The sequence below is a fragment of the Streptomyces coffeae genome (assembly GCF_016741875.1).
In the GTDB taxonomy this organism is placed as follows: domain Bacteria; phylum Actinomycetota; class Actinomycetes; order Streptomycetales; family Streptomycetaceae; genus Streptomyces; species Streptomyces coffeae.
Map to the genome: position 1 here is coordinate 72,407 of NZ_JAERRF010000035.1, position 17,928 is coordinate 90,334.

4 protein-coding genes are annotated in these 17,928 nt (G+C 73.5%); all 4 read right to left on the minus strand.

Annotated features, from left to right (window positions below; genetic code table 11):
* Positions 1 to 16: 16 nt before the first annotated feature.
* Positions 17 to 1,459, minus strand: a complete 1,443-nt coding sequence (locus tag JK363_RS36205; RefSeq protein ID WP_201882026.1) for a cytochrome P450 — start codon at positions 1,457 to 1,459, stop codon at positions 17 to 19.
* Positions 1,460 to 1,472: 13 nt separating this feature from the next.
* Positions 1,473 to 2,891: an MFS transporter gene (locus JK363_RS36210; RefSeq protein WP_201882028.1), complete on the minus strand. Its 1,419-nt coding sequence runs from the start codon at positions 2,889 to 2,891 to the stop codon at positions 1,473 to 1,475.
* Positions 2,888 to 14,038 carry a type I polyketide synthase gene (locus tag JK363_RS36215; protein ID WP_201882043.1) on the minus strand — a complete coding sequence of 3,717 codons (11,151 nt, stop codon included), beginning with the start codon at positions 14,036 to 14,038 and terminating at the stop codon, positions 2,888 to 2,890. Before JK363_RS36215 ends, JK363_RS36210 begins: the two co-directional genes overlap by 4 nt.
* A 52-nt stretch (positions 14,039 to 14,090) precedes the next feature.
* Positions 14,091 to 17,928, minus strand: a 3,838-nt coding sequence (locus tag JK363_RS36220) for an SDR family NAD(P)-dependent oxidoreductase (RefSeq protein WP_201882048.1), incomplete at its 5' end; no start/stop codon positions are given.

Consider the following 17,928-nt stretch of genomic DNA (forward strand, 5'->3'; position numbering starts at 1 on the left):
GCCTGGCCCCCGGGTCTCAACGAGCGCCCAGTCCGGCCGTCACCTTGCGCGGACGGAACACCATGCGGGCGCCGTTCCGCGGGATGTTGACCACCGTCCGGCTGTGCGCCGACTCCGGCTTGGCGTCGGCACGCTCGACGTCACAGGTGGTCAGGATCTCGGTCAGGGTGGCCTTCAGCTCCATCAGCGCGATCCGGTCGCCCAGGCACCGGGTGTGGCCGCCGCCGAACGGGATCCAGGTGTGCGAGGCGGGCTTGACGCCGAGGAAGCGCTCCGGCTTGAACTCATCGGGCTGCGGGTAGTTGTGCTCGTCCCGGTTGAGCAGGTAGGCGCTGGCCCACAGCCGGTCGCCGGACTGGTAGCGCACACCGCCGATCTCGATCGGCTTGACCACCTCGCGGGGAACGATCTGCTGGATCGGTGGGCCGAGCCGCAGCACCTCGTGCACCACGGCGGTCAGGTACGTATCGCCCGCACCCTCCGCCATCTCCTCGCGCAGCCGCTCGACCACGTGCGGAGCGTGGGTGAGGAACTCCAGCGCCCAGCAGATGGCCGAGGCGGTGGTCTCGGTACCGGCCAGGAACTGGGTCATGATCTCGTCGCGCATCTCGACCCGGCTGGGCTTGGTGCCATCCGCGTTGGTGATGCCCAGCATCACACCCAGCAGGTCGTCGCCGGACGCGCCGGACCGCTCGCGCTCCTCGATGGCCGAGTCCACCATCGCGTGGATCCGGGCACGGCGGGTCAGGAACTCATTGACGCCATTGGGCCGGAACAGCCGCATCCTCTTCATCTTGCGCTCCGGCAGCATGTGGAACGGCTTCATGGTCGACGGCCGGGAGTTGAACTCCAGCATCTTCATCACCTCCTCGAACATCTCGTCCTCACTCGAGGGACGGTGCTCGCCGAAGAGCACTTCGAGGATCACCTTGGTGGTGTAGTGGTGGGCGAAGCGGTGGACCGCGAAGGCTCGCTCGCGCGGCCAGGAGGCGACCGTCTCCTTGGCCAGCCGGTACACCTCCTTCTCCACGCGCTTGAGCGCGTCACCGCGGAAGCTCGGCATCACACTGCGCCGCCGCGCGGTGTGCTCCTCCTCGTCCAGCCAGGCCAGACCGTGTCGACCGGTCCACTTCTCGATGGGGGTGTTGCTGGAACCGGTGTGCAGCACGTCCCGGGGCGCCAGGAACATCTGCTTGACGTCCTCCGGTGCCGAGATCACGTACAGCGGAACACCGGGAATGATCGTCACGCGGAACCGGCTGCCGTGCGTGGCGCGGGCCTTCTTCAGAAAGGGCTCCGGGCGGGCCCAGATGCTGAGCACCTGCCGCATACGCGCCATGTCCACCGCGGGCAGCGCGGAGGACGGGATGACCTCCTTCGGGGCGGGCGAGGAGTGGTCTATCGGGCACTTGCCCCCGGATGCGACCGCCGCGTCGTGAGCGTTGCTGGAGTGGTCCATTTACCTTGCTTCCTTATCTCGTTGCCGCTTGGGTCACGTGCTCTGACTGGTTGTCTCCGCCCGTACCGGGCGGGGCGGACGGTCTCACCGGGCCGATCGCGAACAGGGCGAGCCCGCTGACGAGGCCGGCGCCGGCCATGATCAGGAACGCGGTGCGGAAGTCGTCGAGGTCCGGCACACCGTCGAGCACCGACGCGATCACGGCGACACCGATGGCCATGCCGATCTGACGGGACATGGAGGACATCCCGGTGCCGGTGGCCACGCGCTCCGGTGGCAGGGACAGCGTCGCCGCCGCGGCCAGGGGCGGCAGAATGAGGCCGAAGCCGATCCCGCCGATAATCGCGCCGGGCAGGAAGTGGCCGGTGAAGTCCGGGGTGGCGTCCAGCGCGAACGTCCACCACAGACCGCCCGCGGCGAAGAAGACACCGCCGACCAGACCGACCAGGTGTGCCCCGTAGCGGACCGCCAGGATGCCGCTGGGCACGGCGAACACGGTGGCCGACACCGGGCCCGGCGCGATCTCCAGGGCGCCGCGCAGGGTCGAATGCCGCCAGACCTGGGTGAGGAACAGGATCGTGGACATGGCCATCGCGCCGACGCCGACGAAGAAGCAACCGGTGGCGACATTGCCCAGGGCCACGGGCTTGATCCGGAGGATGGCGGGTTCGATGACCGGCGCGGGATGGCGCAGACCACGGCGCACGGTGCAGACGAGGCCGATCGCGCCGGCCACCGACAGACCGATGACCTGGGCGCTGCCCCACCCCCACACCTGCCCCTGGGAGATGGTGGCGACGATGGCGGCGACGGAGGCCGCGAGCACCGCGATACCGAGCAGATCCGGGACCGGACCGCCCTCGGTGGCGGATCTGCGCAGCGTCCATCCGCCGATCAGCAACGCGGCCGCGCCGAGGGGCAGGTTGACCACAAAGACCCACCGCCAGTCGATCTCCGCCAGCAGACCGCCGAGCGGCAGCGCGGCGGCGGAGCCGACACCGCCGACCGCGGTCCACAGTCCGATGGCGATACCGCGCCGCGCGGGCGGGAACAGCCCGAGCAGCAGGCCCAGCGAACTGGGCGCCATCAGCGCGGCGCCGACGCCCTGGAGGGCCCGTGCGATCACGAGCACCTCCAGGTTCGGCGCCGCCGCGCACGCGGCCGACACCGCGGTGAACAGCCCCAGGCCCAGCAGGAAGACCCGCTTGCGCCCGGACCGGTCGGCCCAGCGGCCGCTGGGCAGCAGCAGGGCGGCGAAGGTAATCGCGTAGGCGCTCATCACCCACGACAGATCGGTCAGACTCGCCGAGGAGAAGGACTCCTGCATGCTCGGGAAGGCGATGTTCACGATCAGCATGTCCACCGCGGAGATGAACACCCCGACCAGGACGACCGCGATGGACATCCCCCGGCGTACTCGGTCGCTGCTCATTCCTCGATCCACCTTTCGATCGCGTCCGCGGTGTCCGCGGCGGCGGTCTCGATCAGGGCGAAGTGGTCGGCGGCGACCTCGACATGGTCGTCGGTGGCCTCCCACCGCGGGCCGTCCGGCACCGCTGCGGCGCCGAGTGGTTCGGCCGCCCGGACCATCAGGGTCCTGGCGGACACCGACTCCGGCCGGAGACCGGTGAACAGACGCAGATAGGCGCCCATGGACAGCCAGCTCGCGTCGTCGATGGAGACCGCGCGCCGCTCCTGGGTGAGGATCTGAGCCAGCAGAGCGGCGAACGCCCGGCCCGTCTCGACCTCGTCGCCGTCGAGCGCCAATGTGTCGATCATGGCGACTCCGGTGAGCGCGGCGCCGGAGGACTCCAGACGCTCGGCCAGCGAGCGCGCCACCACACCGCCCATCGAATAGCCGACCAGGATGAACGGGGCATCGCCGACGGCCGCGCGGATCGCGCCCTCCAGGACCTCCACGGCGGCCTCCCGGGACTTCGGGGAGAGTTCGGTCCCGAAGCCCGGCAGGGAGCAGACGTGGACGTCCCGCACCCCCTCGAAGCGGTCGGCCAGACGCATGAACTGCTCCTGGCCGGAGCCGACCACGTAGACATAGGACGGTACACAGACGATCTTCACGCGGCCCGGCCCGGAGGCCAGCTGCGCCAACCGCCCGTCGCTGTCGGGCAGTTCGGCGGAAGAGGAGAAGACCGGCCTGCCGTCCGCGGCGTCCAGCAGCTGTCGCAGCGCCTCCGGCAGCGTCCCGTTCCCGGCGGCCTCCCGGAGCCGCAGGCTGATCGTCTCCCCCGCGGGCTCGGCCGCCCCGGTGTCCGGCGCCCCCGAGCCGACCTGCTTGAGCAGCTGCCTGGCGATCTCCGCCGGGGTGGGGTGCTCGAAGACGAACGAGACGGGCAGCCGCAGACCGGTGGCCTGCGAGAGCCGGTTGCGCAGGCCCACCGCGCTCATCGAGTCCATGCCCAGTTCCTTGAACCTGCGCTCGACGTCGATCCGGTCGTCGGCGCCGTGGCCGAGCACGGCCGCGACATGCGCCGTGACCAGTTCCAGCACGACCCGCTCACGATCCGCCTCGGAGACACCCGTCAGTCGCTGGGCCAGCGACCCGCCGCCCGCCTCACGCTGGGCGGGCAGCCGGACCAGACCGCGCAGCAGCGCCGGAAGGGTGCGCTCGCGCGCCGTCGCCCGCAGCGCGCCCAGATCCAGCTGCACCGGCGCCAGCAGCGCGGCGTCGGCGGCGAGGGCCTGGTCGAACAGCTCCAGTCCGCGCCCGACGGGCAGTTCGGCGGTCCCGGGGGACGCGCCCTCGCCCTCCCACGGCCCCCACGCCAGCGCGGTGCCCGCGCGTCCGGCCGCGCGGCGTGCGCGGACCAGTGCTTCGGTGGCCGCGTCGGCCGCCGGGTCCTGGGCCGCGCCGCCGCCGAGGGAGGAGAACGAGGCAAACGAGGAGAACGAGGAGAACACCACGAAGGCGGCGAGGTCGGCCCGTTCGGTCAGCGTGTGCAGCCGCCAGGCCAGCTCCAGTCCCTCGGGCTCGCCCCCGGTGTGGACGACCGCGGTGAGCGGCCGCTCCAGGGACCCGATCACCTCGGCCAGCCGATCGGGGACGGACGCCTCGACACGCGCTCGCGCACCGAGTTCCGCCAGCTCCGCGACCAGCCCGTCCGCGGCGGCGCCGGGCTCGCCGAGCAGCAGCAGGTCCCGCACCCCGTGGTGGGCGGCCAGATGCCTGGCCAGCGACGCGCCCGGAGGGGTCGCCCCACCAGTGATCAGCACAGTGCCGTCGGAGTCCACCGGCAGCGCCCGGTCGGCGGACCCGACCGGTACCAGCGCCAGCCGCGGTGCCAGGAACCGCCCTGCGCGCAGGGCGAGTTGCGGCTCGTCGGCGCCGAGCACAGCGCCCCACTCGGGCGCGGCGTCCCCGTCCGTGTCCACCACGAGGAACCGGCCCGGGTGTGCGGACTGCGCGGCCCGCAGTACGCCCCACACCGCCGCCTGCGCCGGGTCGGGGACCTCCGTGTCCCGGACCGCGACCGCGCGGTGTGTCGCCACGGCCAACACCGCCTCGGCGGACGGCCCGTGGTCCACCCAGCGCCGCACCAGGGCCGTGGCCGCCTCGGCCGCGCCCCGCACCGCCGCCGGACCGTCCCCGGCGGGCGTGTCGATCACCGTGAGCACGGCCTGCGGTACTGCCGCGCCACCGTCCACGGCCCGTTCCAGGTCGGCCAGATCGGCGTACCGGTCCGCCACTCCCCCGGCCACCGCACCCAGCGCGGCCAGCCGCACCGGGGTGGCGGCGCCCAGCTCGACCGGAGCCCAGTCCACGCGGTACAGCGAACTCTGGCCGCGGCGCAGCTCCTCCAGATGGGCCGGATCGACCTCGTGGAAGGCGATCCGGTCCACGCCGAGCACCAGCGCGCCATCCTCGCCGAACACCTCGAGCCGCAGGGTGTCACCGTCGGAGGTGAGGTGCGCGCGGCCGCCGGTGGCGCCGGTCGCCGCCAGCCGCACCCCGGACCAGGAGACCGGCAGCTTCGGCGTGTCCTGCTCCGCGAAGCCCAACTGGCCGGTGTGCAGGGCGGATTCGAACAGGGCCGGGTGGATGCCGAAGTCCGCCGTGCCGATGCCCTCGGGCAGCGCAAGCTCGGCATACACCTCGCCGCCGGAGCGCCACACCGCCCGCACCCCGTGCAGCGCCGGGCCGCAGTCGAGGCCGAGGCCGGCCAGCGCGGTGTAGAGCCCGTCCACCGACACGGGTTCGGCCCCGGCGGGCGGCCACTGGCCCGCCCGGCCCACGGCCGGTTCGGTGTCCGGCGTCAGCCAGCCCGTGCAGTGGCGGGTGGACTCGGCGCGCTGGTCACCGTCCTGGCGCGAGTGGACCGCCACCGGGCGGCGGCCGTCGGCTCCGGGAGCACCCACGATCGCCTGGATCTGCAACGCCGCGCCGTCGGGCAGCAGCAGCGGTGCCTCGAACACCATCTCGTCGAGCAGCGGCGCCCCGACCCGGCGGCCCGCGGCCAACGCCAGCTCGACCAGCGTGGTGCTGGGCGCGACCGGGAGCCCGAAGGCGGCGTGGTCGCGCAGCCAGGGCTGGGACTCGTGGGACAGCCGGCCGGTGAGCACCCACTCGTCCCGGTCGGCAAGCTGCATACCCACCGTCAGGACCGGGTGCTCGACGCGGTCGAGACCGGAGACGGCCGGGTCCCCCACGGTGGCCGGGCTTGTGCTCGGCCAGTACCGCTTGCGCTGGAAGGCGTACGTGGGCAGTGGCACCCGCTGGGCGCCGGAACCGTCGAAGCAGACGGCCCAGTTCACCTTCACCCCGGCGATATGCGCCTCGGCGAGGGAGAGCAGGAACCGCTTCATTCCCCCGTGGTGGCGGCGCAGCGAGCCGACCACGCCGACCCGGGCCTTGCCGGTGGCGGCGACGGTCTCCTCCATCGCCACACCCAGCACCGGGTGCGGGGACATCTCCAGCAAGCACCCGGCGCCGTTCTCGATGAGCGCGCGGATGGCGGGCTCGAAGCCGACCGGGTTGCGCAGATTGCCGTACCAGTACGCGGCGTCCATGGTGGCGGTGTCGACGAACGCGCCGAGTGAGGTGGAGTACAGCGGGACGCCGCCGCCGCGCGGTTCGACCGGGGCGAGTGCCTCCAGCATCTCGGCGCGGGCCACCTCCACATGCGGCGAGTGCGAGGCGAAGGTGGCCGGGACCCGCTTGGCCCGGATGTCCTCGCGGTCGCACTGCTCGAGCAGGGCGGCGATCGAGTCCAGGTCACCGGCGACGATCACTGCCGCCGGACCGTTCACGGCCGCCACGGTCACCCGGTCCCCGTAGGGCGCGATCAGCTGCTCGACCCGCTCGACCGGCAGGGCGAGCGATGCCAGGCAGCCGGTGTCCATGAGCTGTTCGTGGGCGATCCGGCTGCGGACCGCGATGATCCGGGCCGCGTCCCGCAGCGACAGACCACCGGCCACGTACGCGGCGGCGATCTCGCCCTGCGAGTGGCCGACCACGGCCGACGGTTCGACACCGTAGGAACGCCACAGCGCCGCCAGGCCGACCATCACCGCGAACAGCGCGGGCTGGACCACATCGACGCGCTTCAGGGAGGGGGCGTCCGGGGCGCCACGCAGCACGTCCTCCAGGCGCCAGTCCACGAACTCCGCCAGCGCCGCACCGCACGCGGCGATCTCGGCGGCGAACACTGGGGAGGAGTCCAGCAGTTCGACTGCCATGCCCTCCCACTGCGCGCCCTGTCCGGGGAACACGAACACCGGCTTGGCGGTGGTGGCGGGGCGGCCGAAGGCGGTCTGCTCGGTCACCTCGCCCACGGCGAACGCGGCGAGCTCATGGACCAGTGCCTCGCGGTCGGCGGCCACCAGCACCGCGTGGTGCTCCAGCGACGCCCGCGAGGTCAGCTGGGAGTGGCCGAGGTCGGACAGCGAGAGCCCGGGGTGCTCCAGCAGATGCCTCCGCAGCCGCTCGGCCTGGGCGCGTACGGCCGCCTCGGTGCGCGCGGAGAGCAGCACCGGCGTGGCGGGGGCAGCGGTCTCCACTGCCGCCGCCGGGGGCTCGGCGGGCGCTTCCTCCACGATGATGTGCGCGTTGGTGCCGCTGACACCGAAGGAGGACACGCCAGCCCGGCGGGGACGGCCCGGGCTGGTCCACTCCCGGGCCTCGGTCAGCAGCTCGACCGCACCCGCCTCCCAGTCGATGTGCGGGGACGGCGCGTCCACGTGCAGGCTCTGCGGCAGTACCCCGTGCCGCATCGCCATCACCATCTTGATCAGCCCGGCGACTCCGGACGCCCCGGAGGTGTGGCCGATGTTCGACTTGATGGACCCCAGCCACAGCGGATCCCCGTCGCGCTCCTGGCCGTAGGTGGCCAGCAGCGCATGGGCCTCGATCGGGTCCCCCAGCACGGTGCCGGTGCCATGGCCCTCGACCGCGTCCACCTCGGACGGCGCCAGCCCGGCGTTCGCCAGCGCCTGACGGATCACCCGCTCCTGCGACGGACCGTTCGGCGCCGTCAGACCATTGCTCGCACCGTCCTGGTTGATCGCGGTGCCGCGGATCAGACCGAGGATCGCCCGCCCGTTGCGCCGGGCGTCGGACAGCCGCTCCAGCACCACCAGGCCGAGCCCGTCGGAGAACCCCGTCCCGTCGGCGGACGCCGCGTACGCACGGCACCGGCCGTCCGGGGAGTTGGCGCCCTGGCGGCTGAACTCGGTCATGGTGATCGGCGTCGTCATGAACGTGACGCCGCCCGCCAGCGCGAGCGAGCACTCGCCGCCGCGCAGCGCCTGCGCCGCCATGTGCAGCGCGACCCCGGAGGAGGAGCAGGCGGTCTCCACCGACACCGCGGGGCCTTCCAGGCCCAGGGTGTAGGCGATACGGCCGGACGCGACGCTCGACATGGTGCCGGTGACGCGGTAGCCCTCGTACTCGGTGGGCACCAGCATGCTGTAGTCGGAGCCGGTGATGCCGACGAAGACGCCGGTGTCGGTGCCGCGCAGGGATGTCGGGTCGATCCCGGCGTGCTCCAGGGTCTCCCAGGAGGTCTCGAGCAGCAGCCGCTGCTGCGGGTCCATGGCTATGGCCTCGCGCGGGCTGATGCCGAAGAACTCGGCGTCGAAGTCACCCATGCCCGCGACAAATCCGCCGCCGGACGAGTAGGTCGTGCCGACCTGCTCGCGGTCCGGGCTGTAGAGCCGCTCCAGGTCCCAGCCGCGGTCGCCGGGCAGCGGGCCGATCACGTCGCGGCCGTCGGCCACGAGCTGCCACAGGTCCTCGGCCGAGGTGACACCGCCGGGGTAGCGGCAGCCGATGCCGACGATCGCCAGCGGCTCGTCCACCGCCCCGCGCCGCTTCGGCGTGGCCGGGAGGTCGGTGTCGGCCGGGCCGTCGACCTGCTGGAGCAGCAGCCGGGCGACGGCCTGCGGGGTGGGGTGGTCGAAGACGACGGTGGCCGGCAGCGCCACCCCGGTGCTCTGCGAGAGCCGGTTGCGCAGTTCGACCGCGCTGACGGAGTCGAAGCCGAGCTCCTTGAAGGCGCGTTCGCCGTCGACCTCGTCGGCGGAGTCGTGGCCGAGCACGGACGCGACCTGTGTCCGGACCAGTTCGAGCACCACGCCCTCGCGCTCGGCCTCCGGCACCTCGGCCAGACGCCGCGCCAGGGTGCCGCCGGACGTGGCACGCCGGGCGGGCACCCGGACGAGTCCGCGCAGCACGGCGGGCAGCAGACCGGCGCGGGCCTGCTCGCGCAGAACCGCCGGATCCAGCTCGACCGGGGCCAGCAGCGGTGTGTCCGCGGTGAGACCGCGGTCGAAGAGCTCGAGTCCGAGCTCGGTGGGCAGCGGGAGGATTCCGGCCTGGGCGACGAGCGCGGGGTCGGCCACGCCGGTTGCGTCGATGCCGCGGCCGTCGGCCCAGAAGCCCCAGGCGAGCGCGGTGCCGGGGAGCCCGGCCGCGCGGCGGGCGCTCGCGAGCGCCGCCAGGGCGGCGTCCGCCGCGGAGGTGGCCGCCTGGCCCGGGATGCCGACCAGGCTCTCGAAGGAGGAGAACACCACGAAGGCGGAGAGGTCCGCGTCCGCGGTCAGTTCGTGCAGATGCCAGGCGGTGTCCACGGTGGCCCGCAGCGCCGTCTCCAGCCGCTCGTCGGAGAGGGTCTCGAGCAGGCCCCCGCCGGGCACCACCGCGGTATGCACGACGGCGGTCAGCGGATGCTCCAGGGAGCCCAGCAGCGCGGCCAGGTGGTCCCGGTCGGTGATGTCGCAGGGCACGACGCGCACCCGCGCACCGAGGAACACCAACTCGGCGGTGAGCTTGTCGGCCTGGCCGCCGGGGGCGGCCACCACCACGTGGCGGGCGCCGTGGTGGGTGACGAGGTGCTCGGCGAACGGAGCTGCGAAGCCACCGGTGATCAGCACGGTGCCGTCGGGGTTCAGGGGCTCCGGCCGCTCCGCCGATCCGCCGGGGACCCGGGCAGCGAGCCGGGGAGCCAGCGCCTTGCCGGCGCGCACGGCCAACTGCGGCTCGCCGAGGCCGAGCAGCGGCCCCCAGTCCGGCTCTCCGTCGGCGTCCGTGTCCACCAGCAGGAAGCGCCCCGGGTGTTCGGACTGCGCGGTGCGGAAGACGCCCCACACCGCGGCCTGCGCGGCGTCGGGAACCTCGTCCGCGACCGCCACGGCACCGCGGGTGACCACGGCCAGTGTGGCGTCGCCCAGCGACTCGGCGGCCAGCCACTGCCGTACGAGGGAAACGGACCGCGCGGCAGCGTCTCGCACCGACGCGGGCGTCTCCCCGGCGGGGGCGTCGATGGCGGCCAGAACCGCCCGCGGGACGGGCGCGCCCTCCGCCACGGCGCGCTCGAGCGCGGTGAGATCGGGGTGGGCATCGGCCACTCCGGCCACCTCGCCCAGCGCGGCCATCCGCACCGGCTTGGCCGCACCGGCCGTCACGGGAATCCAGTCCAGGCGGAACAGCGCGTTCTGACCACGGCGCAGCTCCCCGAACCGGGCGGGGTCGGCGGCCCGTACGACGATCCGGTCGATATGTGCCACGAGCGCGCCCTCGGCGTCGAAGAGATCGAGACGCAGGGTGCCCTCGCCCACGGGTACGATCCGCGCCCGCGCCCGGGAAACCGGGGCGCCCGCCAGTCGCACGCCCGACCAGGACACCACCGACGGTGCCTTGTCGGCGGCGGGCCGGGGGGCCGTGTGCAGCGCGGACTCCAGCAGGGCCGGGTGGATGGCGAATCCGCCGGGCTCGGTGCCGTCGGGCAGGGCGAGTTCGGCGTACACCTCGCCGTCGAGCGTCCACGCCGACTGCGCGCACTGGAGCACCGGACCGCAGTCGAGGCCGAGTTCGGCCAGGGCGGCGTACAGGGCGTCCACCGACATCGGCTCGGCCGCGGCGGGCGGCCACTCGCCCAGCCGGGCGGAGCGTGGTTCGGCATCGGGGGCGATCCGGCCGCGGGCGTGGCAGACGGCCTCGGTGGACTGCTCGTCGCCGGTGTCCGGCCGTGCGTAGACCGCCACTTCACGGCGGCCGTCGGCGTCGGCCGGGCCGAGCGTGACCTGCACCGTTGCATCGATGTCGGCGGCCAGGACGAGCGGAGCGTCGAGGCTGAGCTCCTCGATCAGGTCGCAGCCCACGTGGCGGCCCGCGGACAGGACCAGTTCCATCAGCGCGGCGCCGGGGAGGGTGACCGTGCCGAACAGAGCGTGGTCGCGGATCCACGGCTGCCCCTGGTGGGAGACACGGCCGGTGAAGACCCACTCGTCGCGGTCGCCCACCCGCACGGCGGCCGCCAGGACGGGGTGTTCAACACGGCCGAGGCCGACCGCGGAAGCGTCGGCGAGGCCGGTGGCGTCCAGCCAGTAGCGCTTGTGCTGGAAGGCGTAGGTGGGCAGCGGGACCTGCCGGGCGCCGGAGTCGGCGAAGCAGGCGGCCCAGTCGACCTTCACCCCGGCGGTGTGCGCCTCGCCCAGCGAGAGCAGGAAGCGGGCCAGGCCGCCTTCGTCGCGGCGCAGGGAGCCGACCACTCCGATCCGGTGGGCCGGGCCGTGGGCGGCGATGGTCTGCTCCACGGCCATGGCGAGCACGGGGTGGGGGGACATCTCCAGGAAGCACCCGGCACCGTTGTCGAGGAGCGCGCGGATGGCGGGCTCGAACCCGACCTGGCCGCGCAGGTTGGTGTACCAGTACGCGGCGTCCATCGTGGTGGTGTCGAGGAGGCCGCCGGTGACGGTGGAGTGGAACGGGACGCGCCCGCTCATGGGCGCCACGGGGGCGAGGGCTTCGCGTAGTTCGGCCTCGATGGCCTCCACCTGAGCCGAGTGCGACGCGTAGTCCACCTTGACCCGGCGCGCCCGGACGTCGTCCCGTTCGCACGCGGCCAGCACCTCGTCCAGCGCCTGCGGCTCACCGGCGACGATGACCACCGCCGGGCCGTTCACCGCCGCCACCGAGATCCGGCCCTGGTACGGGGCGATCAGCTCCTCGACCCGCTCCACCGGCAGCGCGACCGACATCATGCCGCCGAGCCCGGCGAGGCGGTCGCGCACCAACTGGCTGCGCACCGCCACGATCCGGGCCGCGTCCCGCAGCGACAGACCACCGGCCACATACGCCGCGGCGATCTCGCCCTGGGAGTGGCCGACCACCGCGGAGGGCTCCACACCGCAGGAGCGCCACAGCGCCGCCAGACTCACCATCATCGCGAACAGGGCGGGCTGCACCACGTCGACCCGCTCCAGGGACGGCGCATCCGGCGCACCACGCAGGACGTCCTCGAGGCGCCAGTCCACGAACTCGGCGAGCGCCTCGCCACAGGCGGCGATCTCGGCTGCGAACACCGGGGAGGAGTTGAGCAGTTCGACCGCCATGCCCACCCATTGCGCACCCTGTCCGGGGAACACGAACACCGGCTTGGCGCCCGGTGTGGCACGGCCCTCGACGACCACGGGCGACGGCTCGCCGAGAGACAGGGCGGCCAGCCCGGACAGCAGCTGGTCGCGGTCGGCGGCGGCCACCACACCGCGGTGCTCCAGCTGGGCCCGGGTGGTGGCCGCGGAGAGGCCGAGGTCGGCCAGGGACAGGTCCGGGCGCGCCAGCGCGTGCGCGCGGAGCCGGTCGGCCTGGGCGCGCATCGCGGCCGCGGTCCGGCCGGACACCGTCACGGGGACGGCGGTCATCGGCCGCGGCTCGGCGGCGGTCCCGGCGGGGTCCTCGGCCGGTGCCTCCTCCAGGATGATGTGCGCGTTGGTGCCGCTGACGCCGAACGAGGACACCGCGGCACGACGGGGCTTCTCCCCCGCGGTCCACTCCCGCGCCTCGGCCAGCAGCGCGACCGCACCCGCCTCCCAGTCGATGTGCGGGGACGGCGCGTCCACGTGCAGGGTCCGCGGCAGCACCCGGTGCCGCATCGCCATCACCATCTTGATGACACCGGCCACGCCCGCGGCCATGGAGGTGTGGCCGATGTTCGACTTGATGGACCCCAGCCACAGCGGATCCCCGTCCCGCTCGCGGCCGTAGGTGGCCAGCAGCGCATGGGCCTCGATCGGGTCCCCCAGCACGGTGCCGGTGCCATGGCCCTCGACCGCGTCCACCTCGGACGGCGACAGCCCGGCGTTGGACAACGCCTGACGGATCACCCGCTCCTGCGACGGACCGTTCGGCGCCGTCAGACCATTGCTCGCACCGTCCTGGTTGACCGCCGTGCCCCGGATCAGACCGAGGATCGCCCGCCCGTTGCGCCGGGCGTCGGACAGCCGCTCCAGCACCACCAGGCCGAGCCCGTCGGAGAACCCCGTCCCATCGGCGGACGCCGCGTACGCACGGCACCGGCCGTCCGGTGACACCGCCTGCTGACGGCTGAACTCCGCCAGCAGGAAGGGGCCGGACATGACGGTCACACCACCGACGAGGGCCATGGAGCACTCACCGGCGCGCAGCGCCTGCGTGGCCATGTGCAGGGCGACCGCGGAGGAGGAGCACGCGGTGTCGACGGACACCGCGGGGCCCTCCAGGCCGAACACATAGGAAATACGGCCGGAGGACACGCTCGCCGCGCCACCGGTCAGCTGCATGCCCTCGATCTGGGGCAGGCTGCCCGCGGGCGCTGTGCAGTAGTCGCTGGTGCCGACGCCGCAGAAGACTCCGGTGTCGCTGCCGCGCAGCGAGGTCGGATCGATGCCCGCGTGCTCGAACGCCTCCCATGACGCCTCCAGCAGCAGTCGCTGCTGCGGGTCCATGGCCAGGGCCTCGCGCGGGCTGATCCCGAAGAACTCTGAGTCGAACTCGGCGATCTCGTCGAGAAAGCCACCGCCGCTGGTGGACACGGCGCCGGGCCGGCGCAGGGTCGGGTCGTAGATCCGCTCCGGGTCCCAGCCGCGGTCGGTGGGCAGCCCGCTGACGGCGTCGCGCCCCGATGCCACGAGCTCCCACAGCTCGTCGGGGGAGCTGACGCCACCGGGGTAGCGGCAGCTCATACCGACGATGGCGAGTGGTTCACTGGCGTTTGCGAGCAGTCGCTTGTTGAGCTGACGGAGCCGGTCGGTCTCCTTGAGGGATTTCCGGAGCGCCTCGACGAGCTGGTTCTGATCGGTGGCCATGTCTATTCCTTCAACTCCAAGCTCATTGCGGCGACGGCGTTCCCGGCCGGGGTCATGCGAGGTCCTCCTGAGCCATCCGGATCAGGGCCTCCGCGTCCATGTCCTCGAACGACGCGGTGTCCCCGTCCTCGCCGACCGCCTCCGGCGGGTCGCTGTCGGCCAGTTCGCGCAGGGTGCCGAGCAGTCCGGCCCGGCGCAGCCGGTCGATGGGGATCGACACGAGCAGCGCGCGGATCTCGTCCTCCTCGGACCGCGGTGTGGCGGCGGCGTCCGGAACGATCTCCGGCAGCAGATGGCGGGCGATGGCCGCCGGGCTGGGGTGGTCGAACACCACGGTGGCGGGCAGCCGCACACCGGTGGCCTGGGTGAGCCGGTTACGCAGTTCCACCGCGCTCAGGGAGTCGAAGCCGAGCTCCTTGAAGGCCCGTTCGGGGTCGACGGACGCGGCCGAGGCGTGTCCGAGTACCGACGCCACCTGCGTCTGGACCAGGTCGAGCACGATCCGCTCCCGGTCCGCCTCCGGCACCCCGGCCAGCCGCTGGACCAGCGCACCCGCGCCCGCCTCGACCACCCGCGCCGGGGTCCGGACCAGCCCCCGCAACAGCGGCGGCAGCATCCCGGCGCGGGCCTGGGCGCGCAGCGCGGCCGTCTCCAGCCGAACCGGGGCCACCACGGCCGCGTCCACATCCAGCGACTGGTCGAACAGCGCGAGACCGGTCTCGGCGGTGAGCGCGCTCATGCCCATCGTCTCCAGACGGGCCAGTTCGGCCTCGTCCAGCCCGGCGGCCATCCCCGCGGCTTCCGACCACAGACCCCACGCCAGGGAGGTGGCGGGGAGGCCCGCGGCCCGGCGGGACGCGGCCAGCGCGTCCAGGGTCGCGTTCGCCGCCGCGTAGTTGGCCTGGCCGGGGCTGCCCATCAACGACGCCACCGACGAGAACAGCACAAACGCCGACAGGTCCGCGCCGGCGGTCAGCTCGTGCAGATGCCACGCCGCGTCCACCTTCGGCCGCATCACCCGCTCGATGTGCTCCGGCGACAGTGACTCGACCACTCCGTCGTCGAGGACACCGGCCGCGTGCACCACCGCGCTGACCGGACGCTCGACCGAGCCGAGCGCGGCGGCCAGTTGTTCCCGGTCGGACACATCACATGCCACGACCCGGGCACGGCACCCCTGAGCCGCCAGCTCCGCCACCAACGCGGCGGCTCCCTCGGCCTCCGGGCCACGGCGGCTGAGCAGCAGCAGGTCGCGCACACCGTGGGCGGCGGCGAGATGGCGGGCGAACAGCGCGCCCAGACCACCCGTACCACCGGTGACCACCACGGTGCCCTCCGGCCCCAGGGGCGCCGGAACGGTCAGCACCACCTTGCCGACGTTGCGGCCCTCGCGCAGGTGGCGCAGCGCCTCACGGCCCTGCCGCACGTCCCAGGTGCGGATCGGCGTGAACGCGAGCGCCCCCTGCCGGAACAGGGCCACGATCTCGGACAGCAGCTCGCCCAGCCGCCGTGGCCCCGCCTCCCACAGGTCGAACGCCCGGTAGGCGACATCGGCGCGCTCCACCGCGATCGCCTCCGCGTCGCGGATGTCGGCCTTGCCCATCTCCACGAACCGGCCGCCGCGCGGCAGCAGGTCCAGGGAGGCGTCGACGAACTCGCCCGCCAGGGAGTTCAGCACCACATCCACCCCGGCGCCCTGGGTGACGTCCAGGAGCACGTCCCGGAATCCGGTGTCCCGCGAGGTGGCGATGTGGTCGGCCGCGACACCGGCGGCCCGCACGATGTCCTGCTTGGCCGGACTGGCCGTGGCGAAGACCTCCGCGCCGAGGTGCCGGGCGATCTGTACGGCCGCCGTGCCCACGCCACCGGCGGCGGCGTGCACCAGCACCCGCTCCCCCGCGCGCAGTCCGGCCAGATCCACCAGGCCGTAGTAGGCGGTCGCGTAGGCCACCGGCACGGACGCCGCCTGGGTGAAGGACCACTCGTCCGGCATCGGGGCCACCAGGGCCCGGGGGGCGACGGCCACCGGGCCGAAGGACTCCATCACGATGCCGAAGACCCGGTCGCCGGGCGCGACATCGGTGACGTCCGAGCCGGCCTCCAGCACCACACCGGCCGCCTCGGCGCCCAGGGGCACATCGTCGGGGTACACACCGAGGGCGATCAGCACATCGCGGAAGTTCACCCCCGCCGCGCGGACCCCGATCCGCACCTCGTCGGCGGCGAGCGGACGGCGGGCGTCGCAGGACACGATCTCCACGTCCTCGAGGGAGCCCTCGCGGGTGACGGACAGCCGCCATGCGTCGTCGGCGGGAGCGGTGGCCGCGCTCAGACGCGGCGCGAACACCTGCTCCCCGCGCACGGCGAGCTGCGGCTCGTCCCCGTCGAGCAACGCGCCCCAGTCCGGCTCGTCGCCGTCCAGGTCGACCAGGACGAACCGGTCCGGGTGCTCGGACTGGGCGCTGCGCAGCAGACCCCAGACCGCCGCCTGGGCGATGTCCGGCGTCTCACCGGCGACGGAGACCGCACGCCGGGTCATCACGGCCAGCCGGGTGTCCCCCAGCCACTCGCTGGCCAGCCACCGCTGTACCAGGCTCAGCGTCTCGGCGGCTGCGGTCCTGGCTGCCCCGGGCACGTCTGCGTCCGGGGTGTCGACGGCGGCCAGCACCAGCTGCGGCGCCGGGCTGCCGTCGGCGAGGGCCGTCTCCAGCGCGGCCAGGTCCGGGAACCGTTCGCCCGTGGCGGCCAGTTCGCCGAGCACGGCCGCTCGGACGGGCTGCCCCGCCCCGATCGCGACCGGGGCCCAGTCGAGCCGGTAGACCGACTGCCGGCCGCCGTGCCGCAGCCGCTCCAGCTGGGCCGGGTCGACCGGACGCATATCCAGCCGCGCCAGGCTCAGCACCGGTTCGCCGTGCTCGCCGACGACATCGAGGCCGAAGGCCGTCTCGTCCACCCGGCGCATGCGGACACGCACCCGGGACAGACCGCGGTGCCCGGTGCGCACCCCGGACCAGGAGAAGGGCAGGAAGGCCGTGTCGCGCGGGCCGTCGTCCTGGAGCAGACCCGCGTGCAGGGAGGCGTCGAAGAGCGCCGGGTGGATACCGAAGCCCTCGCCGCCGGTGTCGCCGGGCAGGGCGACATCGGCGTAGCAGACGCCGTCGGCCTGCCACGCCGCACGCACGCCCTGGAACAGCGGTCCGTAGTCGAACCCGAGCTCGGACATGCCCGCGTACAGCGCGTCCGCGGTCATCTCCACACCACCGGCGGGCGGCCACGCTTCCGGGCGCCACGACGACACCGGTGTGGTGTCCTCCGCGGCCAGCCATCCTCGGGCGTGGCAGATCAGGTCACCCTGCTCGCCGTCTCCGGCCTCGGGGCGGGCGAAGATCGCCACTTCGCGGCGGCCGTCCTCACCGGCCGGGCCGACCGAGACCCGCAGTTGGACCGCGGAATCCTCCTCCAGCAGCAGGGGTGACTCCATCACCAGTTCGTCCACCACCGGCGCACCCACCCGGCGACCGGCGACCGACGCCAGCTCCACCCATGCCGTACCGGGCACGATCACCGCGCCCAGCACCACGTGGTCGCGCACCCACGGCTGCGACTCGGCGGAGAAGCGGCCGGTGAACAGCCACTCGTCGCGGTCGCCCAGCTGCACGGCCGCGGCCAGGACGGGGTGGTCGACCTGGTCGAGACCCGCCGCCGCGACATCACCCTGCGCCGACGGCATCAGCCAGTAGGTCTCGCGCTGGAAGGCGTAGGTGGGCAGATCCACCTGCTGGGCACCGGTGTTGGCGTAGAAGGCGTTCCAGTCCACGTCCACCCCCGCGGTGTGGGCGCGGCCGAGGAAAGCAGCGAAGGTCGCGCTCTCGCCGCGCTTGGCCCGCAGG